The 21,793-nt window shown below is 33.7% G+C and carries 17 protein-coding genes; 6 read left to right on the top strand and 11 right to left on the bottom strand.

Annotated features, from left to right (window positions below):
- Positions 1-2 precede the first annotated feature (2 nt).
- The 4 genes from ACQ654_RS20535 to gyrB all read right to left on the bottom strand — a co-directional run bounded on the left by ACQ654_RS20535 (position 3) and on the right by gyrB (position 5,395).
- Positions 3-656, bottom strand: coding sequence for a DUF4412 domain-containing protein (locus ACQ654_RS20535; RefSeq protein ID WP_430412217.1), 654 nt, complete (start codon positions 654-656; stop codon positions 3-5).
- Between the two features lie 126 nt (positions 657-782).
- Complete coding sequence (gene mdh, locus ACQ654_RS20530) at positions 783-1,709, bottom strand: malate dehydrogenase (RefSeq protein WP_430412216.1); 927 nt, start codon at positions 1,707-1,709, stop codon at positions 783-785.
- Positions 1,710-1,796: 87 nt separating this feature from the next.
- Positions 1,797-2,810 carry a DUF6588 family protein gene (locus tag ACQ654_RS20525; protein WP_430412215.1) on the bottom strand — a complete coding sequence of 338 codons (1,014 nt, stop codon included), beginning with the start codon at positions 2,808-2,810 and terminating at the stop codon, positions 1,797-1,799.
- 647 nt (positions 2,811-3,457) lie between these two features.
- Positions 3,458-5,395 (bottom strand): DNA topoisomerase (ATP-hydrolyzing) subunit B, encoded by a 1,938-nt coding sequence (gyrB, locus tag ACQ654_RS20520; RefSeq protein ID WP_430412214.1) that lies wholly within the window; start codon positions 5,393-5,395, stop codon positions 3,458-3,460.
- A gap of 381 nt (positions 5,396-5,776) precedes the next feature.
- On the opposite strand from gyrB, the gene ACQ654_RS20515 reads away from it, so the two are divergent.
- Positions 5,777-6,790 (top strand): T9SS type A sorting domain-containing protein, encoded by a 1,014-nt coding sequence (locus ACQ654_RS20515; RefSeq protein WP_430412213.1) that lies wholly within the window; start codon positions 5,777-5,779, stop codon positions 6,788-6,790.
- Between the two features lie 68 nt (positions 6,791-6,858).
- On the opposite strand, the gene ACQ654_RS20510 is transcribed toward ACQ654_RS20515, so the two are convergent.
- From ACQ654_RS20510 to ACQ654_RS20500, 3 genes are all read right to left on the bottom strand, one after another.
- Positions 6,859-7,878, bottom strand: coding sequence for a dipeptide epimerase (locus ACQ654_RS20510; protein ID WP_430412212.1), 1,020 nt, complete (start codon positions 7,876-7,878; stop codon positions 6,859-6,861).
- Between the two features lie 122 nt (positions 7,879-8,000).
- The gene (gene asnB / locus ACQ654_RS20505; protein ID WP_430412211.1) at positions 8,001-9,665 is read right to left on the bottom strand and encodes an asparagine synthase B; all 1,665 of its coding nucleotides are present in this window, start codon (positions 9,663-9,665) and stop codon (positions 8,001-8,003) included.
- Between the two features lie 219 nt (positions 9,666-9,884).
- Positions 9,885-10,049 (bottom strand): hypothetical protein, encoded by a 165-nt coding sequence (locus ACQ654_RS20500; RefSeq protein ID WP_430412210.1) that lies wholly within the window; start codon positions 10,047-10,049, stop codon positions 9,885-9,887.
- A 200-nt stretch (positions 10,050-10,249) separates the two neighbouring features.
- On the opposite strand from ACQ654_RS20500, the gene ACQ654_RS20495 reads away from it, so the two are divergent.
- Positions 10,250-10,789 carry a DUF2911 domain-containing protein gene (locus tag ACQ654_RS20495; RefSeq protein ID WP_430412209.1) on the top strand — a complete coding sequence of 180 codons (540 nt, stop codon included), beginning with the start codon at positions 10,250-10,252 and terminating at the stop codon, positions 10,787-10,789.
- Positions 10,790-11,062: 273 nt separating this feature from the next.
- Here ACQ654_RS20495 and ACQ654_RS20490 read toward each other — a convergent pair whose 3' ends face one another.
- The 3 genes from ACQ654_RS20490 to ACQ654_RS20480 all read right to left on the bottom strand — a co-directional run bounded on the left by ACQ654_RS20490 (position 11,063) and on the right by ACQ654_RS20480 (position 17,681).
- On the bottom strand, positions 11,063-12,688 hold the full coding sequence (locus ACQ654_RS20490; RefSeq protein WP_430412208.1) for an amidohydrolase: 1,626 nt from the start codon (positions 12,686-12,688) through the stop codon (positions 11,063-11,065).
- Between the two features lie 141 nt (positions 12,689-12,829).
- Positions 12,830-14,593 carry a TonB-dependent receptor gene (locus ACQ654_RS20485; protein WP_430412207.1) on the bottom strand — a complete coding sequence of 588 codons (1,764 nt, stop codon included), beginning with the start codon at positions 14,591-14,593 and terminating at the stop codon, positions 12,830-12,832.
- 52 nt (positions 14,594-14,645) lie between these two features.
- Entirely contained in the window at positions 14,646-17,681 is a 3,036-nt protein-coding gene (locus ACQ654_RS20480) for a tetratricopeptide repeat protein (RefSeq protein ID WP_430412206.1), read from the bottom strand.
- Positions 17,682-18,092: 411 nt separating this feature from the next.
- Between ACQ654_RS20480 and ACQ654_RS20475 the strand changes: the two genes are divergently transcribed.
- The 4 genes from ACQ654_RS20475 to ACQ654_RS20460 are packed head-to-tail and all read left to right on the top strand — an operon-like array spanning position 18,093 to position 21,340.
- On the top strand, positions 18,093-18,773 hold the full coding sequence (locus ACQ654_RS20475) for a cell division ATP-binding protein FtsE (protein ID WP_430412205.1): 681 nt from the start codon (positions 18,093-18,095) through the stop codon (positions 18,771-18,773).
- Complete coding sequence (locus tag ACQ654_RS20470; protein ID WP_430412204.1) at positions 18,766-19,503, top strand: class I SAM-dependent methyltransferase; 738 nt, start codon at positions 18,766-18,768, stop codon at positions 19,501-19,503. The genes ACQ654_RS20475 and ACQ654_RS20470 overlap by 8 nt, the downstream gene beginning before the upstream one ends.
- The gene (locus tag ACQ654_RS20465) at positions 19,503-20,399 is read left to right on the top strand and encodes a glycosyltransferase family 2 protein (RefSeq protein ID WP_430412203.1); all 897 of its coding nucleotides are present in this window, start codon (positions 19,503-19,505) and stop codon (positions 20,397-20,399) included. The genes ACQ654_RS20470 and ACQ654_RS20465 overlap by 1 nt, the downstream gene beginning before the upstream one ends.
- Positions 20,399-21,340, top strand: coding sequence for a glycosyltransferase family 2 protein (locus ACQ654_RS20460; protein WP_430412202.1), 942 nt, complete (start codon positions 20,399-20,401; stop codon positions 21,338-21,340). The genes ACQ654_RS20465 and ACQ654_RS20460 overlap by 1 nt, the downstream gene beginning before the upstream one ends.
- A gap of 24 nt (positions 21,341-21,364) precedes the next feature.
- Here the strand turns inward: ACQ654_RS20460 and ACQ654_RS20455 are convergent, their stop codons facing one another.
- Positions 21,365-21,790, bottom strand: a complete 426-nt coding sequence (locus ACQ654_RS20455; RefSeq protein ID WP_430412201.1) for a sugar 3,4-ketoisomerase — start codon at positions 21,788-21,790, stop codon at positions 21,365-21,367.
- Positions 21,791-21,793 lie beyond the last annotated feature (3 nt).

Here is a 21,793-nt window from a genome sequence, read left to right as displayed (position 1 = left end):
TTTTATTGCTCTTCCATGTTTTTGTATCCTTCGGGCGGTGTTGTTTCAAATAATTCTTCTGAAACTTTTTCTTCCTGTACAGAGGTAACTTCTGTGGTAATTTTCATATCGATTCCCATTTGATTCATCTCAATAGTAACGTATAAAGGAAAACCTTTTATTTGATCACCGTATTCGATTGTTTGTTGTGATATAACTGGAATTTTTTCTGTTGTGAACATTTCAATCTTCATGTTAACTCCATCTTTATCAATAGCAATTATATATTGATCGCATTTATATCCTAATATTGTTTTTGTCGCTTCTCCTTTTGTTACCGTAATATTTTTTGCGTCTTCAGGATTTACAAAGTTCTTTTTCAACATGTATAATTTCCCCAACATTGGACTGTCCATCAACATTAACATCTCGTTTTTATCAGCGTTGATAACCGTTGTTATATCTCCTGTCGCAGGATTTTTGATTTCTGAACGAGAGTTTTTGTTTTTAAAATAAGCTACGGTCCCCATTTCTCCTATTGCATCAAACTGTGCTTGTGCTTGCTCATTGTCCGTTGACATTGTTTGTTTTGAAATAATTTTTCCTTCAGTAATTTTCTTCTGAGCAGAAACTGTTACACTAAATATTAAGGTAATTGCTATTATTATTTTTTTCATGTTTTATATTTTACGTATCACAACATAAGTAGTGTACTGCGTTAAATTGTTACAATAATTGATGAAAATAAAAAATCCTCATAAGCATACACTCATGAGGGTTTTTTATGTATATAGATTCGAATTTTACAATTCTAATAATCCGTTTGTTTTCTTTACACCTTCGGCACTTTCTGATAAATGTGCTTTTTCAGCATCACTTAATTTAATTTCTACGATACTTTCGATTCCGTTTTTCCCCAAGATTACTGGAACACCAATACATAAATCGTTTAATCCGTATTCTCCTTCTAATAAAACTGAACAAGGATACATTTTCTTTTGATCACAAGCAATTGCTTGAACCAATCCTGAAACTGCTGCTCCTGGTGCGTACCAAGCTGAAGTTCCTAATAATTTAGTTAAGGTTGCTCCACCAACTTTGGTGTCTTCTTTTACTTGTGTTAAACGTTCTTCTGATAAGAATTCAGAAACTTTTACACTGTTACGTGTTGCATGTGCTGTTAATGGCACCATTCCTTTGTCACTATGACCACCAATTACCATTCCGTCAACGTCAGAAATTGGCGCTCCTAATGCTTCTGCCAATCTGTATTTGAAACGAGCACTATCTAAAGCTCCACCCATTCCGACGATTCTATTTTTTGGTAATCCTGTTGTTTTGTGAACTAAATACGTCATTGTATCCATTGGGTTACTTACAACAATGATGATCGTTTCTGGTGAATGTGCAATTAAGCTAGAAGAAACTGTTTTTACAATTCCTGCATTGATTCCGATTAATTCTTCACGCGTCATTCCTGGTTTACGAGGAATTCCAGAAGTAATTACACAGATATCACTACCAGCTGTTTTTGTGTAGTCATTTGTACTTCCTGTGATTTTTGTATCAAAACCATTTAAAGAAGCTGTTTGCATTAAATCCATTGCTTTTCCTTCAGCATATCCTTCTTTAATGTCTAATAAAACCACTTCTGAAGCAAAGTTTTTGATTGCAATATACTCTGCACAACTAGCACCAACGGCTCCTGCTCCTACAACTGTAACTTTCATATTCTATATTTTTTAATGTATTGTTTCTAAGGTGCAAAAGTACGAATTAATCTGCTGTTTAGAAAACAAGTAAGCCTTAAAATATGTTTAAAATGAAAAGTTAATTCCTAAGCTTGCTGAATCAAATTCTCCAATAGAATAATCAGCATTTAAGCCAAAAAAACCAAGTTTTAAGTTTGCTCCTAATGTTCCTCTAATTCCTGAAATATCTTGATCTATTGTAAATGGATTTGTAATAGTTTCTGAGAAGAATACGCCGTCTGTTACGGTATATGTTCCAAGTAAACTTGTTTTAGAATCTCCTGTTATGTACCCTAAACCTCCGTAAAAGTTTACTATTTTAAATTTTGTTCCTACGATTAATTGAAATAATAATGTGTTTACATCTGTTTCTACTTGCTGATTGTCGCCATCAACAACACTTGAATTTGTAAAGTCATAGTTGGCATTTAAATGTGTGTACGCAATTAATCCTGAAATTGCTACAGGAAATACTTTTTCTGCTGGCAACCACGATGTGAATTCTTGTTGAATTCCGAAACCGTATGAACTTAGTTTTACATCTTCGGTGTCTACCGTTGGAAAGAATCTACCTTTTACTTGTGTTCCTTTAAATGGAGAAAAACTTGCTTGAATGTATGCTGTTGGAATTAAACTTACGTCTTCTGCTCCAATACCTGTTGGCAATGTAACTTCTACTTCTTGGTTTCCAAAAATTGGATCACTATAGGTTACTAATACTGTAATATCTGGTTCGTTGTTTCCTAAAGCAGTAGCAACCGTTTTTGACGGACTGTTATCTGGAAAACGAATATTTTCATAGTCTGCCACATTTAGTTGAAATGATTTTTTACTATCATCAAAGAAAGAAACGTTTCCAACTATTGAAATTTCAAAGCCGAAGCGTTTTGGTGCTTTTGCATTGTTAAACCAACCAGTATTGATTCCGTAAGCAAGTCCTTCCGAAGCTGGTGCAATGTAGTTTGTACTGAAACGTTTGGCATCATCAATACCTGCGGCAAGTAATTCATTAATGTTGTCTTGAGCATTTACATAGCACATTGCTAGTAATGCGATGAGTGAGGTTTTAATTTTTTTCATTGTAGATTTCGGTTTTTGTTAAATCAAAAATAGTAAAATCGTGTAATAATTTACACAGGAAATTCCCCCTTTTTATTTTATTTTAGATTAAAAAAGAGTGATTATATGTATAAATACGCAATTATCGTTGATTTGGTTTTGTAAGAACTGTATTTATGTACCAATACATATGGATATTATATTATATGGTAATTGATGAAAATACTATTAATGTTACTTTTAGTACAGTATCATCACTTTCCTTTACTCCAACTGCATTTGCAGCTTCACCTAGGAGCATACTCTAGCTATTGCACACTTGAAACTCAATACTTAAGTACGATAATCATTGGTAATGGTAGCACGCCAAGAACTTTTACTTATGAAATTATTGGTGAAGGCAATGGCAATAAAACACTAATTATAGATACGCCAGAAAGAAAATAGAGCTGTACATGGTAATTATTCGCTTTCGCTAAAAGTTTGATAAAAAAAGCATCGTACTGTGTTCTAATCTTGTACAGAAGAAATTGTTTTTTGATTTTTAAAGGGTTTTCAATAGAAAAATTGATTAAAAAGTGATTTATTTTGTTGAGAGTATATAATTACAACACATAAAAAATGCCTCGTAAAAGAGGCATTTTTTATTTTTATATTATTTTGATTCTTTATGCATCAATGTTTGCATATACTGCATTTTTCTCAATAAATTCTCTTCGCGGTGGTACTTCGTCACCCATTAACATAGAGAATACTCTGTCTGCTTCTCCTCCATTGTCAATTACTACTTTACGTAAAGTTCTAAAATCTGGATTCATTGTTGTATCCCACAATTGCTCAGCGTTCATTTCTCCAAGACCTTTGTATCGTTGAATGTTGGCGCCACCACCAAATTCGTCAACAATAGTATCACGTTCTTTATCATCCCAAGCATATTTACGTTTTGCACCTTTTTTTACTAAGTATAATGGTGGTGCCGCAATGTAAATGTGTCCGTTTTCAATGAGTTCTTTCATGTAACGAAAGAAGAATGTTAAGATTAAGGTTGCAATATGCGATCCATCGACATCGGCATCACACATGATTACAATTTTATGATATCTTAGTTTTGAAAGGTTTAATGCTTTGCTGTCTTCTTCAGTTCCTATTGTTACACCTAATGCTGTGAAGATATTTTTGATTTCTTCATTTTCAAACACTTTGTGTTGCATTGCTTTTTCAACGTTCAAGATTTTACCACGTAAAGGTAAGATGGCTTGAAACATTCGATCACGACCTTGTTTTGCAGTTCCACCTGCCGAATCTCCCTCGACAAGGAATACTTCACATTTTGCAGGATCTTGCTCAGAACAGTCACTCAGTTTCCCTGGCAAACCTCCGATACTCATTACCGTTTTACGCTGCACCATTTCACGTGCTTTTTGAGCGGCATGACGTGCTTGAGCGGCTAAAACAACTTTTTGGACTATTGTTTTGGCATCATCTGGATGTTCTTCTAAGTAGTCTGTTAACATTTCAGATACTGCCTGACTTACAGAAGCAGATACTTCACGGTTTCCAAGTTTTGTTTTGGTTTGCCCTTCAAATTGTGGTTCTTGAACTTTTACCGAAATAATTGCAGTTAATCCTTCACGGAAATCATCTCCAGAAATATCAAACTTTAGCTTGTCTAACATTCCAGTTCCTTCTGCGTATTTTTTCAGCGTATGCGTTAAACCTCTTCTAAATCCTGATAAATGTGTTCCACCTTCGTGTGTGTTGATATTGTTTACATACGAATGTAAGTTTTCAGAATACGACGTGTTATATGTCATAGCAACCTCAACTGGAATATCGTTTTTCTCTCCTTCAAAGGCTACAACATCACTAATGATTTGTTCACGGTTTCCGTCTAAGTATTTGATAAATTCTTTTAATCCTTCTGTAGAATGAAAAACATCACCAATATATTCTCCTTTTTCGTCTTTGTTACGTTTGTCCGTTAGCGTAATTGTAATTCCTTTGTTTAGGTATGACAATTCGCGCATACGATTTGCTAACGTTTCGTAGTTGTATTCTAAGGTTTGTGTAAAGATTGAAGCATCTGGTCTGAACGTTACAACTGTTCCATTTTTATCAGAATCGCCTATCGCTTTTACAGGATATAAAGGTTTTCCACGCTCATATTCTTGCTCCCAAACTTTTCCTTCTCTAAAGACGGTTGCTCGTAAATGATCTGATAATGCATTTACACAACTGACACCAACTCCGTGCAATCCACCAGATACTTTATAGGAATCTTTGTCAAATTTTCCACCAGCACCAATTTTTGTCATTACAACTTCTAATGCAGAAACGCCTTCTTTTTGATGAATTCCTACAGGAATACCACGACCGTTATCTTCAGTTGTGATTGAGTTGTCTTCATTGATAATTACACTAATTGTATCACAATGACCTGCTAGTGCTTCATCAATAGAGTTATCGACAACTTCATATACTAAGTGGTGTAATCCACGTACTCCAACATCTCCAATATACATGGAAGGACGCATACGTACGTGTTCCATTCCTTCTAATGCCTGAATACTATCGGCTGAATATTGTTTTTTTGCTTCTTCGCTCATAAATATTCTCCTTAATTTTTATAGGTTTGGAACGATTAAAATCGTTCTGATTTTTTCTATCGTTAAACAACAAATATAAGACATCATGAATTGATTTTTAAACACTTTTAAGCACCTTTTTAAATAGTTATTAACATTTACCCCTTTTAACGAAAACTGCTTAGAGTGTCTTAAAATAGCTTTTATGGCATTTTGAAGTTGTTTTTTTATGGGCGACTGACAACGAAATGAAAAGTATGGCGTAGAAGCGATATTTTAACGCTTAATTTTTTGTGTAAACTACCTACAAATAGTGATTTATACAAGAAAACACTTTATTTTAACGCTCTCATTGTATGATTTTATTAATTTTACCAAACTAACAACATATTATCAAAATTTATGAAAACAAAATTACTCATTCTTGCATCACTTTTTAGTGTTGTAGCTTTTTCACAAACCATATCATCATTTAACAGTGATCCAAATACGGACTTTACGATTGTAACACCTGCCGCGGCACTTGATCAATCACCAACTGGGATGAATACAGTTTGGACATTTAACAATTTAACTGCTTCTGGAACAAATATTGACACGTATGCCGCACCAACAGCTGGTCAATTATCAACATACCCTGGAACTACAGAGGTTTTATCAATTACAACACAAGGTGGTACGCCAACTGTAAGTGATTTTTTTCAAAGAGAAGACGGAAGTGGAACGTATATTACAGGTGTTTCTCAAGGAGATATTGTTTTAAATTATAGTAATACAAATGCTTTTGTAGGATTGTTTCCTTTAAATTTTAATGATACTAATTCTGGCGCAGTATCTGGAACATTTTCGTATCAAGGCACTAACGGAACATTTACAGGGACATTTACTGCAACGGTGGATGCCTACGGAACTTTAAATATTCCTGATGCTACTTTTCCAGATTATGCAGCACCTGTAACGCGTTTACGTGTTGACCAAAACTTAAGTTTTAGTATTCCTCCTATTTTTAATAATATTGGAACATTGACACAAACTACGTATTACTACTATGATAATACTGCTGACAATATTGCTTTTAGATATACTGATGCAACTATTTTTTCTAGTTTTTTAGGAATTAACGAAAATACTGAAACACATGAGCGTAATTCGGCTGTAACACTTTCAAGAAATACAATCGATGCTTCTAGTTTTCAGTTGTACCCTAATCCTGCTAAAGATTTTATAACAATTGATTCTAAAGATAATCAAGTTATTAAAAGTGTTTCAATTGTTGATGTACAAGGAAGAAACGTGTTTACTTCAACTGTTGAAACAGCAAGAATTTCGGTTACAACTTTACAACAAGGAATATACTTTATAACGCTTGAAACCTCAACTGGTGCAGTAACCACGAAGAAGTTTATCAAACAGTAATATAGTTACTTAATATATAAAACGCTCAAAGTTTAGTAAGCTTTGAGCGTTTTATATTTTTTGAAAAGTTAATTTAATTGACTTCCCGAACCATTTTCAGAAGTATATACAATTTCGCCATTATTGAAGTCAACTCCTGTTGCAATATCGTTTTGTAATAACATAGCGCCGTCTGCATCAATATAATCTAGTAATGACGCTAATTGTGTAAGGTTTGAGATACCAATGGATGATTCTGTCATACAACCTGCCATAATTTTGAGCTGTTTTGCTTTCGCGATTTGAATCATTTGCAACGCTGGAGTAATGCCGCCACATTTCATCAATTTGATATTGATTCCGTGAAATACCTCTGCACAGCTTTCAACATCTGCCAATTTTTGACAACTTTCATCGGCTATGATTGGTAATACACTTTTTTCTTTGAGAATTTTCATGCCTTCCCAATTTTCTGCTTTTAATGGTTGTTCTATAAATTCTACATTAAGTTTTTTGAACGCTTCAGCATTTTTCAACGTTTCTGCTACTGTCCAAGCACAATTTGCATCTACTCTAAAAGCTGCATTTGTAATTGTACGAAGTACTTGTATGATTTTGATATCGTTTTTTGTTCCCAATTTTATTTTATAAATCGGCCAAGGCGTTTCTTGAATTTTAGATTTCATCACGTCAATTGAATCAATTCCAATAGTGAAGTTTGTTTTTGGAAGATTCAAATCGTGCTCACTCCAAAAACGTCGCAATGGTTTTTGCTGTTGTTTTGCATACAAATCCCAATACGCGCAATCTATTGCGCACAACGCAAAGTAATTGTCTTGTAATTTCGGCTCTAAAACTTTCCAGAGTTCGGTAGGATGCATGTTTTCTTCTACAGCTTCAAGTATAGCTGAGACACTTCTGGCGGAAGCCTTTAAACTTTCAACCGTACTGTTGTAATACGGGTTTACCGTTGCTTCACCATATCCTGTATAGTTTCCGTCCGAAAGTGAAATCACTACCGTTTTTTGAACTGTAACCGTGTATCGAGAAATTGTAAACGGGTTTTGTAATGGTAATTCAAAGTTGTGTATTGCCAATTGTAGCTTCATTTTTTAAAGATACAGATTTCGTTTGTATGCAAACTCGTCCTAAAAAATAAAAAAGCGCCATGTACCATATGACGCTTTTCTGTTTTTACAAAATACACAACAAAAATTAATTTTGCTGTATGCTAATACGCTTCTTCGTGAACATTTGCTACTGCTCTTCCAGAAGGATCGTTCATGTTTTTGAATGATTCATCCCATTCCAACGCCGTTACTGAGCTACATGCTACAGACGGAACCGACGGAACTGTTAATGAAGCAGTTTCCGATGGGAAATGTTCTTCAAAAATACTACGATAGTAATATTCTTCTTTTGCTCTAGGTGTTTGAATTGGAAAACGGAATTTAGCATTTTCTAACTGCTCGTCAGACACTTCACTTTCTACCAATTCTTTTAAGGTATCAATCCAGCTGTATCCAACACCATCACTAAATTGTTCTTTTTGGCGCCACGCTACGCTTTCTGGTAAGTACGATTCAAATGCTTTACGCAATACCCACTTTTCCATACGTTCGCCGTTGATCATTTTATCTTCTGGATTGATGCGCATGGCAACATCCATAAATTCTTTGTCTAGGAAAGGCACACGACCTTCAATTCCCCAAGCGGCTAATGATTTGTTGGCACGTAAACAATCGTATTGATAGAGTTTGTCTAGTTTACGAACGGTTTCTTTGTGCAATTCTTCTGCGCTTGGTGCTTTGTGGAAGTATAAATAGCCTCCAAAAATTTCGTCTGCTCCTTCGCCAGATAGTACCATTTTAATTCCCATTGATTTGATAACTCTTGCCAATAGATACATAGGCGTTGAAGCGCGAATTGTAGTAATATCATAGGTTTCCAAGTGATAGATTACATCTTTTATAGCATCTAAACCTTCTTGAATGGTAAATTTTACTTCGTGATGAATGGTTCCAATGTGGTCCGCAACTTTTTGAGCAGCGGCTAAATCTGGAGAACCTTCTAATCCTATAGAAAAGGAATGTAATTGTGGCCACCAAGCTTCACTTTGATCGTCAGTTTCAATTCGTTTTTGCGCATATTTTTTCGCGACAGCAGATGTAATTGAAGAATCTAATCCGCCAGAAAGTAATACTCCATACGGCACATCGGACATTAACTGTCTGTGAATTGATGCTTCTAACGCTTCGCGCAATTCGTCAATACTTGTTTGATTTTCTTTTACGGCTTCGTATTCCATCCAATCACGTTGGTACCATCTTTTTAATTCACCTTCTTTACTATCTAAATAATTTCCTGGAGGAAATACTTCAATTTTGCTGCAAACACCTTCTAATGCTTTTAATTCTGATCCAACATAGAATGTACCGTTTTTATCCCAACCAATGTATAATGGAATAATTCCCATATGATCTCTGGCAACTAAATACCGATCTTCTTGAACATCATATACTGCAAATCCAAAAATTCCGTTTAGTTCGTCTAAAAAAGTGCTTCCTTTTTCTTTGAATAATGCTAAAATAACTTCACAATCCGATTGTGTTTGAAATGTATATTTGCCCTCAAACTGTTTGCGTAATTCTCTATGATTGTATATTTCGCCATTTGCGGCTAATACTAATTGTTTATCTTCACTAAATAAGGGTTGTTTTCCTGAAGCTGGATCTACAATTGCTAAACGCTCATGCGCTAAGATTGCTTTATCGTTACTATATATTCCACTCCAGTCTGGTCCACGATGACGAATTTTTTTCGACATTTCTAAAAGTTGAGGACGTAATACTTCTGCTTTTTCTTTTAGATCAAAGGCACATACAATTCCACACATAATCTTTTCTTTTATTGTTATAATTACAGTACAAATATGATTTTAAACTTTCAATTTAAAAACACATCACTCAATTATAGTTACAATTTAAAACTAAAAAAGATCATTTTAATAACATTTGAAAAAAAATATCTTAAAAATGTATCTCAAACTTTCAGATTCTAAAAAAAGGAACACAGTATTGTATTCCTTCTTTTATTATATGCTATAGTTAATGCATTACTCTTCTCCCCATGTACAGTTTTTCAAATCTGTATTGCAAACTTCAAAACAGGAATCTCCTGTAAAGTTTCTAAATCCTCCTTTGACACTTTGTATGTTCGAAAAATTTACGATGGTACTTGTTTTAAATTGTAAAAACTGAACTTGTTTTTTTTTCTTCATGATATTGGTTTTAGATTATTAAGTATTTAAAATTATTGTATTTTTTTGAGAAATTTGTATGGCTTCACCTTACTTATTGATAATTTACTCATGATGAAAGCGTACTTTATACAAGTCTGTAGAATTTTAACATCTGCAGCAAAAGTTTAACATTATTCTAAGAATAAGTTTTAGTAGTTTTATGTCATAAATAATTCATCATGAAAAAAAGCTTTTTAGCTACCGTTTTTTTAATCGCACTATTATTTTGTAGTGTTGATGTTTCCGCGCAAAAATTTAGCGATATCGACAAAAGTCCTCATGATATTAGTTATTTTAAGTCAAAAAGAAATGCGCCTCCTGTTATTAAGGTTGTATATGGAAGACCACAAAAGAAAGGAAGATCTATTTTCGGAAACTTAGTTCCTTATGATAAAATATGGAGAACAGGCGCAAACGAAGCTACTGAAGTTACGTTTTTCCAAGATGTAAAATTTGGCGATAAAGAAATCAAGGCTGGAACGTATACTTTATTTACGATTCCTGGAAAAAGATCTTGGACAATTATTTTAAATTCAGACACGGACGTTTGGGGCTCTTATTATTATGATAAGGACAAAGATGTTGCCCGATTAGACGTTCCTGTAAACAATATTGATACCGTTGAATATTTTTCAATTGCGTTCAAAAAAGAAACTGATGGTACCAACATGATATTAGCATGGGACAATATCAGCGTTGCTGTACCGTTTAGTTTTTAATTATTCTTTATTTATTGTTATTATTGGTTATTTGAAGAACTCAGAAGTCGTAAGATTTCTGAGTTTTTTTCTTTTATAGAATTGTTAGATTTTTTATTACGCTCACGCTTTGGATTATTGAATAGAGACAGAATACTAACTGTTTATTGCATCTTGACAACTTTTAAGTATTTTCATTTTGATTTCAATTATGCGTAATGCAACAGCTATTGACTTCAAAAATATATGTATTAGTGATTTCTAAAAATCTAATAATCCAAGAAGTCCAACGATCTAATTTACTTTCTTTCCAGCCAAATAAGTTTCTGTAACGTTTGTATTTAAGATTTCTTTTTCAGGAATTTCCATAATATTTTTGTCTAAAACGATAAAGTCTGCAAATTTTCCAACTTCAATACTTCCTTTTTCTGCTTCTTCAAAGTTACTATACGCCGCCCAAATGGTCATTCCTTTGAGTGTTTCCTCACGAGATAACGCATTTTCCATTTGAAAACCATCTTTTGGATATTGTTCTGAGTCTTTTCTGGCAACAGCCGCATAAAATGTTTTAAACGTACTTACATCTTCTACCGGAAAGTCGGTCCCTAAAGCTACTTGACCTGAAATTTCTAATAATTTTTTATACGCATATGCGTCTTTTAAACGTTTATCGCCCAAACGTTCACCTGCCCAATACATGTCACTTGTTGCATGCGTAGGTTGTACAGACGGAATGATGTTTTTGTTTTTGAATTGTTCAAAATCTGCTTCATCAATTACTTGTGCGTGTTCTATTTTCCAACGGCGATCTGTTTGCCCTTCTAGCACACTGGCATAGGTTTTTAAGACTTGATAGTTTGCCGAATCGCCAATAGCATGTGTGTTCATTTGGTATTCCGTTTTTGCAATTCGCGCCGCCAATTTTGATAAATCTTCTGGATTAATTACCATTGCACCAAAATGATTTTCTTTATCACTGTACGATTCTTTTAATACAGCACCACGCGAACCCAAAGCACCATCACCGTAAACTTTAAATGAACGCACATTTAAGTAATCTGTTTTGTATGGTTTTTTGTTGATGTAATGTTCCACATTTGCTGGCGTATTGCTAATCATTGCATAAATACGCATGCTCAACGCGTCTGCTTTTTGCAAACTATCAATGAGATTGATGACGTTTTTATCCAATCCGGCATCGTTAATTGTGGTTAAACCGAATGCAAAACATGCTTTTTCCGCATCTTGCAACGCTTGAATTTGTTGTTTTTTGGATGGTTTTGGAATAACTTTATCAATTAAATCCATTGGATTGTCCACTAAAATTCCTGTGAGTTTTCCATCTTTTAGTTGAATTTCGCCACCAGCAATTTTTGTTTCAGCAGTTATTCCTGCCATATCCAATGCTTTCTGATTTGCCAAATACGCATGCCCGTCAACACGCATTAACGCTACTGGTGTATTTGGAAATAGTTCGTCTAAACGTTCTTTTGTTGGAAACTCTTGTACTTCCCAATCATTTTGATCCCAACCTCTTCCAACAATGAAAGGTGCATTTTTTTCTTTTTGAAACGCTTCAACTTTTGCTAGCACATCTTCATAACTTTTTGTTCCGACTAAATCGACACTTTGCATATTCATTCCTAAACCATAGAAATGACAATGTGCATCAATAAGTCCTGGAAAAACGGCTTTTCCAGCTACATCTATCGTTTTTGTTGCTTCGTATTTTTCTAGAATTTCATTGGTGTTTCCAACGGCTACAAATTTTCCATCTTTTACAGCAAACGCTTCTGCCTTTGAAAATTCAGTATCAACTGTATAAATAATTGCATTGAAAATAATTGTATCTACTTCTTCTCTTTGGGAACATGAAAAGCATAGGAATGCTAGTAATAGTAATGCGGTTAGTTTTTGCATTTGGTGATTTTTTGGTTTGAAGGTTTAAAAATACAACTTTTTGATGTTTTGTTGTGCAGCTTTTTGTTTTTGAAAAGATAATTCACAAAAAAAGCGCTCAATGTGAATTGAACGCTTTCGATGTTTATACTTTGTTATTTTCTAGAAGTCAAACTTATACGTTGCTCCACCCATGATTTGAAATTGTTGTACTGGGAAATTTACCCAACGTTGATAGTCTTGATTTGCAATGTTGTTTGCTTTTACAAACGCTGTTAATCTGTCGTTGAAACGATAGCCAAGGTGTGCATTTATATCTATAAAACTATCTAAGGTTACTTCCGTTGGTGTGGTTGGAGATAAAGCTCCTCCACCGAGGTTTACTAAGTCTTTACGTTCACCAATGTAGAAGATATTTGCACCTGCAAACCAGTTTTCTGTGATTTGGTAATCTGCAAAAATTGAAGCTTCTAATTCTGGTAAGTTCCATGCTTCCGCTTGTTGATCTGTGCTATAATTGAAATATTCAGCTTTTACTCCAAATTTGAAATTGCTTGTAATGTCTACATTTATTTCTCCAAATACTGCAATTGTTGTTACATCGTCATACACTACATTGAACGAGTTTCCATACGTGTATCCGTTGTCAGCTGTTGGAGAAGGATTGAATGGATTGGCTTGAAATAACGCTTTGTTGTTTTCTCCAATATACGAAGCACGTGCATTGTAACTTACGTTAGCATTCAGCTTTCCTTTGATTCCTAAATACCCATTGTATTGTTGATCGGTTGGTGCAATTGCCAACGTTGGCGATACAAAGTTGTTTTCTTGTACAAAATCGTAATATGAGTTTTGTTTTAAATCGCCTTCAATTCCTGCATATGCAATTACATTGTCTCCGCTTAGTTTGTATTGCGCAGTTATTCTTGGATAGATAAAAATGTCGTTTTCACTATTTTCAATATCTAAACCAACATAGATTCCTGCACCAAAGTTTACCGTAAGATCATCTCTTAAAATCACTAAACTTGGTGAGATTCCTGCTTTTAGCGTACTGTAATCAATGCTTCCTGTTTCTTGAAAGTTGTTTTCAAACGTTCCGCCGACATAGTCTAAATCTACTGTAGTTTTGATTAATTCGCCAGCAATTTCTACTTCAAATTCTGGTTGAATGATTACTCTGTTTTCACCTGAACTAAACGCATCAAACATTCTTCTGTATAATATTTTTCCGCCGTTAAAAAACGAATCTTCCATATTTACATCAGCACCAACATATATATTATGATAGGTTTGTTGTTCGCTAATTGTTACTATTTGATCAGTAGGCAAGATGAATTCTGGCACTCCATACCAATTATAAATTTGATGTTGATATCCTAGTTTTCCTTTCCAAGATAAATCGCGTCCACGATTGATGTAGGCTAAGTCTAGCTTTGTATCAAAAAATTTGTCATCCAATTGCACATTGTCAATTCCGCCTTGCGAAGAATGATGATTTAAAGAAACATCAAACGTTTCATCTCTACTAATAGCTCTACTTGTGTAAAAATCAAGTGCGGCTGTGTTGTAGTTTCCTAAACCTAAAGATAGATACGTATTGTATAGTTTTTCTCTTTTAGCTTTCTTTAATCCTTCTGCTTTTCCTTTTGCTGGCGTAAACGTTGATGCTACTGGAAACGAGAAGATTGAATATTTTATTTCTTTCTTTTTGTTCGTTTCTTTATCGTTGAGCGAAGGCGTTTGTTTTATTTTGAAAGCATCCGAAATTGTTGGTGTATACGATCGAACTACGTTTACAACTTCTGTTCCGATGGTTTCTTCCTTATCCTTCTCTTTATCGTCTTCTTTTTTCTGAGCATTCGCCAAATTAGCCATAAAGAATATCGCTAGAATAAAACTGGATTTTAATATTTGGTTTCGCATAGAGTGCTTGCTTTGTATGTTTGTGTTTGATTTCAAAATGTCGTCGTTGGTATTAGTTTCCATCTTTTTCTTCCGCTGGCGTTACCGATGAATTCCGTTTTGCTTCCGCCGTTTTGATTTTAGCTAATTCCGCTTCAGCTTCCGCAACTTCTTCCGTGTAATCTGTAAAGTTTTTGATAACACTTTCTAAAATGTAGGTTGCTTGAAATGCATCTTCTAAAGCATAAAAGTTTTTTGCCATTAGAATTAATCCTTTTGCGCCAAATTGTTTGTAACTTGAATAGTCTTTTACGAGCTTTTGCACAGCTACATTAGAACCTTCATTGTCACCTTCTTTGTTTTTGAAATAAGCTTCATAGTATAATGCTTCAGCCGCTAGTTTTCCTTTTGCAATTTTTTGCACTTCTATATAGGCTAATTTTGCTTTGTCTTCATCATTGGTTGCAATAGCAGAACGCGCAATGATTACATGTGCATCACTTTTAATACGATCGTCTACTTTTTCGTTTGCCAATACTTTTTCAGCATAACTTACTGCTTGTGCGTAACTGTTGAGTTCGTAATTAGCCTTCATTAAGTTTGACTGTGCAAAGGTGATATTTTGCGGAAAATCTGCACTTTCTTCCAATCGTTTTAATATTGGAATTGCTTTTGTATAACTATCCGTTTCTAAGAATACTTGCGCCAAACGTGCCAATGCTTGTTCTGTATATTCGTTACGCTCTGTTTGTAATACAAATTCGTAATACGGAATTGTTTTTTGTGTTTCTCCTTTGCTAAAATACGATTGTGCTAAATAGAAATTTGCTTTGGTAGCGTGTAATCCGTTTGGAAATTGTTGTGTGTATTTTTCAAATCCTTTAATGGCTTTGTCTGTATTGTTTTGGATAAATTGTTTCTCAGCCGCTTCATACGTTGCATTGTCCAACTCAGCATCTGTAACATCAACAAAGTCTAGGTTTTTTACCCAATTTGCATATACTTCCACTTGGCCTAATTCAATATAAATTAATTTTGCTGTTGCAACAGCTTGAATCGCTTCTTCCGTGTTTGGAAATTTAGCAACAACCGCTCTAAACTTCGTTAATGCAACTTGATTTTTCCCAGAGTTGTAATTGATCAATCCTTGTTTTAGAATTGCTTTCGGCACGTATGAACTTTTTGGATAGTCTTTTACCATTTGCTCATACGTATTTAGTCCGTCTTCAATGTTTTCTTCACTGATGTATGTATTTCCTAATTCGAATAAAGCATCATCACGCAATGACGATTTTTTATATTTTTTAGTAAACGTATCTAATTCGCTAATTTTCGTTTTTGTTTTTCCTGTAAAGCCATAACTTATTGCTTTTTGAAAGTATGCATAATCTTCATCAACACCTTTCATGGCAATTGCTTTGTCATATGCTTTAATTGCCGCCGCATACTTACTCGTTACAAAATGACTGTCACCTAAACGCAAGTAACTGTCATTTACACGACCTTTATCAGCTGCATTATTTGCAATGAATTTTTCAAAGTTTGCGATCGCATTTGCATAATCTTTTTGTTTAAAATACGTATATGCTAAGTTATAATCAATGGTTTGTGCTTCTTCCGTATCGGTGATATTTGCATTCGAAAATGATTTAAAACCTGCTAACGCCACATCATAATTATCTAATAAATAGTTTGTTTCAGCATTCCAAAAAGTTGCTCTTGCTGTGTATTCTGGAGATTCGTTTTCTTTTAATGATTTTTCAAAATACGTTAATGCATCTTGGTATTTTCCATCATTAAATAGTTCAATTGCTCTGTAAAAAGCTACTTTTTGGTACGTTGCTTTGTCGCTATACTTTTTACTAGCTTCTAGTAAATTTAAAGCGGCTTCGTAATCTTTTGAAGTGATATATGAACTTACCAATAGTTCTTCCAATTCTGCTTGGTGTTCAGTTTCTGGATATTTTTTTAAGTACGATGTTAATACAGAAGGAACACTTTCGTACGGATTTCCTATTTCATAACTCAATCGTGCATAATTTAATCCTGCATCTTCCTGAATTTTTACATCAAAATCCATTTGTGACGCATTCCGAAACGCGTTTAACGCTTGTTGTTTTTTGTCTGTATTTAAGTAACATTCACCTAAGTGATAGTATGCATTTTGCGCTATAGAATTGTTCCCGCTTACAATTTTATTGAATTGTTTTATAGCATTTTCATAATCTTTTTGCTTGTAATATGCATATCCCAATTGATAGAAATCTGTGTTATTCCATCTTCCTCTTCTACCTTTATATGCTTTTAAGTATGGAATTGCTTCCTCATATTTTTTTAGATTAAAATAACTTTCTCCAATAATTTTGTTGAGTTCAGAAATTTCTTTTCGGTCTGCATTTGGCAATTCTTTCGTAGATAAATCAATGGCTTTTTGAAAGTTTCCAAGCTTAAAGTTCATATCTGCTTTAAAATAGGATAGCTTTTCATTGAATTCATCTTCTTCCGAAACGCCTTCAAAATATTCGTTTGCTTCTTCGTATCTATCTTCTTGGTAAGCAATATATCCTGTATAATATTTTGCTTGCGAACCGTATTTTTGAGAGTCTAATAATTTCTGAAAATACGTTTTTGCCTGATCGTATTTTTTAGACGTGAAATACGCATATCCTTTTTTAAAGTTATACTCTTCACGTTGCGAATTTGTAAGTCCTTTTTCGCCAGATTTATCATACCATTTCAACGCGCGCGCATATTTTCCATTTTCAAAATAGTAATCTGCCACGTCAATATATGCCGAATTTCGCTTGGTACTTGTTGGATATTTTTTTACAAAATCTTCCATCATATTATCTGCGCCCAATTGGTTCAAACGAACGGCACAATTGGCAATATAATACGCACAATTTGCTTCTGTTTCATAATCATCTGTTTCACCTTTGACACGATCGAAAAGTGCTTGTGAAGCTTGGTATTGTTTACTATTGTACAAATGTAATGCTTGGTTATAATCCTTTAAATCGTGTGTGTACACTTTGGTTTTTTGTGCGTATGATAGTTGAAAACATACGAACACGAAGCATAGCATAAATTGAAGATGTTTTTTGCTCATGAATCTTGTTGTTTTATGAGTTTTGCAATGAAATGCGATTGTATTTTCTATTCCCTACAAACTTAACGTAAATATATCTGTTACGCCAACTTTCCGTAATTGCTTTTTGTTAAGAAAAACACAATTGTCTTATGGAGATAACGTGTGTTTTTTAGGATAAGTATGTTTGGTGTGGATTATTAGATTAATGGATGGCTAGATTGTTAGAGTTTTGAATACTGAAATGGTGCGTTTTGTAATTAAACAAAACAAATACACATACAAACACTAAAACATTTAAAAAGAGATCATAGAATAGATTTTGAATTTTGGCAACCTAGCCAACCAATGTGTGAATCTTTGAATACATATACAAGAAAATGAATTTTATTTGTTTACTTTGTGTATTCTATTTAAAATCATTCACAATACATGGAGCAAATTCTCAATCTTAGAAACGTTTCTATTTTTCAAAGAGAAAATCTAATTCTATCAGATATCGATCTTACCATTAATAAAGGTGATTTTGTATACTTGATTGGAAAAACAGGTTCGGGAAAAAGTAGTTTTATTAAAACATTGTATGGCGATCTGCCTTTGACAGAAGGTGAAGGAAGTATTGTTGATTTTGATTTGAAATCTTTGAAAGAAAAAGAAATTCCTTTTTTGCGTAGAAAATTAGGGATTGTTTTTCAAGATTTTCAATTACTGAATGATAGAACTGTTTCAGCAAATTTGTTGTTTGTATTAAAAGCTACTGGCTGGAAAGACAAAGATAAAATGGAAGCCAAAATTGACGAAGTGTTGGGAAAAGTTGGCATGAAAACGAAAAACTTCAAATATCCACATCAACTTTCAGGTGGAGAACAACAACGTATTGCTATTGCCCGCGCACTTTTAAACGATCCTGAATTGATTATTGCAGATGAACCTACTGGAAATTTAGATCCGCAAACCAGTATGGAAGTTATGCAAGTATTACAAGAAATTAACAAAAATGGACGTACTATTTTAATGGCGACTCACGATTATGCAATGATTTTAAAATATCCATCTAAAACCCTCAAATGCGACGGAGGCAAAGTCTTCGAAGTTGTCCAAAAGAATGTATAATTCTCTAAAAAAAACACTAAAAAAGATACTACCAAATCGTTTTATCTTCAATAACGAGCCTTTTTTTAGGTTTTTTCATGGTATTTTTTACTTAGGAAACTCACATCAATGTGCCGTTTGTGAGAAAAAACTAAAATCATTTATCAAACTAAAAAATAATGATTTGCTATGTCCATTTTGTGGAAGTTTAGCCAGAAATCGTCGTCTTTGGAGTTTGCTACATTCAAACTATAACTTACAAGGAAACGTATTGCATTTTTCTCCTTCGCGAAACATATATCGAAAGCTAAAGAAACGAACAACTATTTCCTATATTACTTCTGACTATGAAGATGAGTTCATTGCTGATTTTCAATTTGATATAACTAATATTGACCAAAAAGAAGCTTCTTTTGATCGTATTATCTGTTTCCATGTATTGGAACATATTTCAGAAGATACCAAAGCGATGCAAGAATTGTATCGAGTTACCAAACCCAACGGAATTGTTTTTATTCAGACACCTTTTAAAGAAGGTGCAATTTATGAAAATGATGCCATAACGAGCGCTGAAGATCGTTTGAAACATTTTGGACAAGAAGATCACGTTCGTGTTTATTCTCCTAATGGACTTAAAGAACGATTGACTAGTATTGGTTTTAAAGTAAAAACACTTACATTTGAACCAACACAACATGATATCCGTAACGGATTTATTTCCCCCGAAATCATTTTAATTGCTGTCAAATAATGCTGTCAATACTAATCCCTACCTATAATTACAACATTTATCCTTTGGTAAAAAAGATACATGCACAGCTAAGCAAAACAGCCTATGTATTTGAAATTTTATGCTTAGATGATCATTCTGAAAAGCAAGACACAATAGCACAAAATGAAGCTATCAATTCATTAGAAAATGCAACATATACTATTTTACCTGAAAATATCGGTCGCAGCCGAATTCGAAATTTACTAGCACAAAAAGCAACACACAAATGGTTGTTATTTTTAGATGCGGATGTGTTGCCAGTTGCAGATGATTTTATCACTAAATATGTAGAAACAATTTCTGATGAAAAGGAAGTAATTTACGGAGGAATTTTATACCAACAAGAAAAACCAAAAAAGGAGAATGTATTGCGTTGGATTTACGGAAAAGAACGCGAAGCTTTGACCGTTTCACAACGACAGGAAGCTTCGTATTTGCGTTTTTTAACGTTGAGTTTTTTGATAAGAAAAGATGTTTTTGATAAAGTGAATTTTAATGAAGACATTCCAAATGCACGACATGAAGATACGTTGTTTGCAAACGATTTGAAACATATGGAAGTGCATCTAACACATATTCACAATCCTGTATATCACTTAGGTTTGGACACAAGTAAAGGTTTCATTCACAAATCAATGGAATCAGTAGAAGTATTAATTTTGTTTATGAAAAATGGCTTGATAGAGCCAAATGATATTTTGATAACCAAAGTATTTGCGCGTGTTAAAAAGTTTGGACTCAATCATCTGTTGTCACTAATGTATACTTGGTTTGGAAAGTTTTTTGAAAAGAACTTGTTGTCTAACAATCCTTCAATGTTTATTTTTGACTTATATCGATTAACGTATCTTTGTTACTTAGACAAACGACAATAATGCCTTTATTTTCTGTTATCATTCCGCTTTACAATAAAGCAATATACATTCAAGAAACCATTGAAAGTGTATTGCAACAGCGCTTTACAGATTATGAAATTATTGTAGTAAATGATGCTAGTACGGACGAAAGCGCACGCATTGTCTCCACTATTTCTGATGCAAGAATTTCACTTATTGAAAATGAAAAAAACCTTGGATTATCGGCTACACGAAATGTTGGGATTTCCAACGCAAAAGGAAGCATTATTGCATTGCTAGATGCAGATGACATGTGGCTTCCAAATTTTTTAGAAACTATTAAAAACTTGCACGATTCCTTCCCGGAAGCTTCTATTTATGGAACAGATTATGCCGAAATTTACACAACACACAAAGCGATAGCATCTAAAAAAAACATTTCAACTTCATTAAAAGGAACTTCCTTTATGGTTGACAATTTTTTTGAAGCAAACATGTATCAACCTATTTTTAATCCGAGTTGCTTGGCTTTTAAGAAATCTATTTGTGATGGTGCGCCCGTTTTCGATCCTGCAATTACATTTTCTGAAGATGTAGATTTTTACATAAAATACGGTTCACAATACAAAGTAGCGTATCATTATGAAGCTTTGGTAGCAATGCGTTTTGATGTTCCTGACCAAATGAGCAGAAGTAACATCAGCAAAAAAACGCTCCCAAATTTAGATGGTTATGAAACGTTGGCAACTGAAAATTCTTCGTTAAAAAAATTCTTAGATTTATATCGTTATATATATGCGTCTTTATATTATTTAGAAAATGCTATTCCGCAGAAAAATAAAATGTTGAAGTATGTAATTTATAGCAATTTGACCTGGAAACAACGTTTGTTATTGAAAAGTCCACGTTTTGTGTTGCTTTTGATTAAGAAGATAAAAGGAATATTGATGAAGTTTAATATTAAAGTGACTTCGTTTTAAGTTGGATTGTTAAGTTATTTAATCCTATTTAGAAAGTTTGATGTTTTCTTTTGTGATCACAAAATCTTGATAATCACGAATGTAATCAGATTCGTCAAATTCATCAGAAGCCAATACCAAACAAACAGCTCCAGAAGAAAAGTTTTCCAATTCGCGCCAAATTCCATGTGGAATCAAGCAGCCTTGATTGGGTTTGTTTAATAACATGCGTCTTTTTTTTGTTCCGTCTTTAAAAATAACTTCAAAACTTCCGCTCAATGCAATTAGTACTTCATGTTGTTCTACATGCGCATGCCCGCCTCTTTTTGCACCACTTGGAATGTCATACAAATAGTAAACACGTTTGCATTTAAAAGGAATAGTTCCTCCTTCAATTACAGAGATATTTCCTCTGAAATCTTCTATTTTGGGAATCGCTAGTAATTGTATATCAGCTACAGATGTTGACATATT

The sequence above is a fragment of the Kordia sp. genome, assembly GCF_965283645.1.
Taxonomy (GTDB): Bacteria; Bacteroidota; Bacteroidia; order Flavobacteriales; family Flavobacteriaceae; genus Kordia.
This window is presented reverse-complemented; position numbering and strand designations above follow the sequence as displayed.